2 protein-coding genes are annotated in these 3,934 nt (G+C 47.8%); both read left to right on the plus strand.

Annotation, left to right across the window (positions count from 1 at the left end):
• Window positions 1-138 precede the first annotated feature (138 nt).
• Entirely contained in the window at window positions 139-1,437 is a 1,299-nt protein-coding gene (locus tag H5U02_14470; protein ID MBC7343627.1) for a glycosyltransferase family 4 protein, read from the plus strand.
• Window positions 1,438-1,862: 425 nt separating this feature from the next.
• Window positions 1,863-3,272, plus strand: a complete 1,410-nt coding sequence (locus tag H5U02_14475) for a hypothetical protein (GenBank protein ID MBC7343628.1) — start codon at window positions 1,863-1,865, stop codon at window positions 3,270-3,272.
• Window positions 3,273-3,934: the final 662 nt, after the last annotated feature.

Raw genomic sequence — 3,934 nt, forward strand, 5'->3', positions numbered from 1 at the left:
TCCCTTCAAGTACTCAGGTTACTTACACCACTCTCAGGTAAAATAGGACTCGATTTGTGGCCACTTGTGGAAATGTGGGTAAACCGCAAGCAGAAATGACGCCTATTCCTTTCTTGATGTCCTTAGGAGATCGTTAACATGTTAAAGAATGATATAAGATCCAACGATCAGAGCTCTAATAGGCCTGAGATCTGGATTGTCAACCAGTATGCGATAACTCCCGACCTCCCCGGAGGTACTCGCCACTATGACTTCGGGTGCGAACTCGTAAAGAAGGGCTACCGAGTATGTATTTTTGCATCCGATGTTAACCTTGCCTTACGACGACATACTAAGCTTAGCGCCAATGAACTATGGCGCGAAGAGCAAGTGAACGGCGTAAGGTTCGTCTGGGTTCGTGCGGCTACATATGAGAAGAATAACTGGCGGCGAATCTGGAATATGCTGTCGTTTGCTTTTAATACATGTAGGGTCGCCATAAAATTCGTCAGAAGTAAACCACAAGCAGTTATAGGATCATCCCCCCACCCATTTGCGGCATTTGCCGGATGGGTGATCTCTAGACTAAAGCAGTCAACATTTGTTCTGGAGCTCCGGGACCTGTGGCCCCAAGCGCTCATAGACATGGGTGGAATGTCTGAGACAAGTGCTCAAGCGAGATTGCTTCGGTTATTAGAGCGTTTCTTGTATAAAAGCGCCACCTGCATAGTAGTCTTAGCATCTGGTTCACGTGATTATCTAGTTAAGCATGGGGTGCCGTCCGAAAGAATTGTCTATATTCCCAATGGAGTGCACCTAAAGAACTTTGCATTGGGTAGTGGGGATGCGACAGTTGGTTCAACCGTTCCTAAACTTAAAGATAAATTCGGTTTCCACCGTTTCACCGTCATCTACACAGGTGCTCATGGTCCTGCAAACGCTTTGGAGACTGTGCTACGGGCTGCTGACCTTCTTCGCTCGAGGCGCGAGATCGAATTTGTGCTGGTGGGAGATGGGCCGAGCAAAGATGTGTTAATTGAGGAGGCAGCTAGATCTAAACTTGATAACGTGCGGTTCATAGACCCGGTACCAAAGGCAGAGATTCCTGAGCTCCTTGCAGCATCCGATGCAGCGCTGATCACTCTCCGCGCAGCAAATGCCTTTTCCTATGCTGTGAGCCCCAACAAGCTCTTTGACTACATGGCTGTGTCTAGACCCATTATCTGTGCAGTTCCAGGCGATATGGCCCGTTTAGTTACAGATAACGGTATAGGAATTGCAGTTGAGCCTGAAAACCCGGCGGCTCTTGCACGAGCTGTGGAGCAGATCTTTGGCCTGAGTGATGAAGAGCGGGCGGCTATGGGCCGGCGGGGCCGCGAGTTGGTCGAACGTGAATTTTCCCGTGAGAGGCTGGCTGAAAGGCTTGTTACGTCTCTTACGGCATTTAGTAGAAGATGAATTCTGTAGAGCAACGCTTGGCCACCAGGTACTGTTTCGGTGGTTTGAATTCCGCTGTCAAGCTTGTTAAGCCACCCTAAGCGAGGTGGATGAGGCTTTCCAGTAGATATGGAGTGGAGTTGCCGGAAGAAGTGGCCCCGGTGGCCATCCGGACCCGAACCGACGACAGCGGAAGGCCCCTATACATATACCGGGAAATTGGATTTCAACTGGACCAGGAGAAGATGCCAAACTCCTAGTGGGTACCAGCCTTTACGGTGAGGCGGGAGTAGCTTTACGCGAACTCCTGCAAAATGCAATTGATACCTGGGCTTGGCCCAAGTGTTACACGGAAAGTGAGGTGCATGTCAACCCGGAGGTACCACCTGCACAAGGCTTGTTAAGCTTGCTTGGGGGTAATGTGGTGGCTGAGCAGCTTGTAACCTATGGGACTTGACAAATTAGAAAATTGCTTAGCTGGTTTATTTAATAAAATTGGCGAAAATGGTATTATGTCAACAACGGCATACAGTTTCGCTAAAGAAACGTACTTGGTATTTGAAGACTGTTTAGCTCAAAGAGAGGTAGGATGGGCTAAGCCTTCTGGCGATCCCCTGCGGGGAGGTCTACAGAGAATAATGGACCGGATTACGAAAATTGATCAGAACTTCAGCGTATTGCTACGGTTACAGAGACCACATATAGGCCAACTGCTTCCAAGAACTAATCAACTTACAGAAACTTTTTACCAATTAACCAAAACCATCGAGCAACTCGGGTGGGGTTCAGCTGTTCTTGAAAGCCCTTTTCATCGCCTAAATCCCCTGTTATTCCAGGCGCGGGATGCGTTCAATGCTAATTTAATTGATGCACAGTTGAGGCAACTGGGCCAAGTACAGAAGAATGTTCTCTGTACCTTCGACCTTGCTTTTCTTAATACGCTGAAAGCGCTACCTGTAGAAAGAATAAGCCGGTCATTAGCGGCTGTACAGTTTTTTGCGGATGGGCTTCAATTACCAGTACGGGTTTGGCGTCGAACTATGGGGGCTGTTGAGGATTACCAAGCCTTTGCTGGCAGGCAATTACAAAAAATTGCCGTTGTTTCTGATAGAGAAATTCGGGAACGCCTTATGGTTATTACGGATGCGGCAGGGGAACACCTGGAGTATCTGCAAGGATTAGCGGCAGAAGTCTCGCAAACGTGGGAAGATAGTGGCGCGGGTGGGGATGACGAACCAGAGCCTGATACTGAATTGTCTTCCAACTTCTTTTTATCTCTTAATAGGCACCTAGCTTGGGCCTACCGTTCTGATAGAAATGTTAGAGCCGAAGAGGCTGTGGATAGATCTTTACCAGGAAAAATCTTTAGAGCAGGCTTACAAATCGGTCAGTTAGTGATTCGGATAAACCAGATTGCTGAGGGGCAAATAGGGGAAAACCTTTTTAAACCCACTACTCGCAATATGGAAGCAATGTTGGTATTGCCGACAGTTATAGCTGGGAGCGAACCGGTTTTTGCCGACATAATTGATTACCTTTACTTCCTACTTTATGAAGGCAGCGGTGAAGCCCGACGACTACTACAGTTTACAAGCAGTGGCGATATTGATCTGGAACCCATGTGGCAGCTAAAGCATTTGCGCCGAATGTTTCGCCATGATTTGGACCACGGAAAACCTGCGGAAGTCAGGAAAAAGCTTTTGGAGAGTGGAGCGGCCTTAATGAGTTTGGTTGGAGACAAGTGGCCAGAAAACCCGGTTCATTGGAAATCAGCCCAGCTCGCTATTTACACAAGGCTTGTCGGTATGCTGGAGGGCATCGTGAAAGGGGTTTTAGAACGCAAGATACCACAATAAAGAAGCAGTTCAGCCAGAGTGCTTGAAAGCAGCCTATATGAAACAAAAACTAGTATCCAGATGAGTAACCAATCCAGTGAAAATTGTACCAAGTGATTATTTGATCTCCGGTTTACATTGCTTTTGTCATCACCCTTCTTAATGATGTTACCATAAGAGTTCCAGACTCCTTGTACAGAGAAATTATTTCGATTTACTGCTCCCTAGGTTAATAAGCATTGCCCTGAGCTTGACCTGTATCGAGCTAGAGGTGTTGTGATAGAGTGATTCTGGAGATGTCCTTGGAGGCATTGTAGACCCTCAGGAGGCGTACGATTGATGCCCAGGACCTTCGTGATCACGGTTGGGAGTACTCTTGGGCCCATAAGGAAATCGATAGAGGACATTGATCCTACAGGGGAGACGCGTGTTGTCCTGGTATATGGTAGGCCATTTCCGGGCTAACATCCGAATCAGGTGGGAGCTGGGCCGGAGCCCGCGGGTGGCACCGGCGCGGGGGCTTAAACACACCGCCGCCCGGTTTTCCATACTGATCACCAACCTTATTTGAAAGAGCGGATTCTTGTGCTAATTGATTCCAGTTTCCTTTGGCTTATCGCTTTAGTAACCTGGGTTCCGTTTAGAATCCTAACCTTTATCTTACGAAAGAAGAAAAGGCAAAA

Source organism: Clostridia bacterium, from assembly GCA_014360065.1.
Taxonomy (GTDB): Bacteria; Bacillota; DSM-521; order Neomoorellales; family JACIYF01; genus JACIYF01.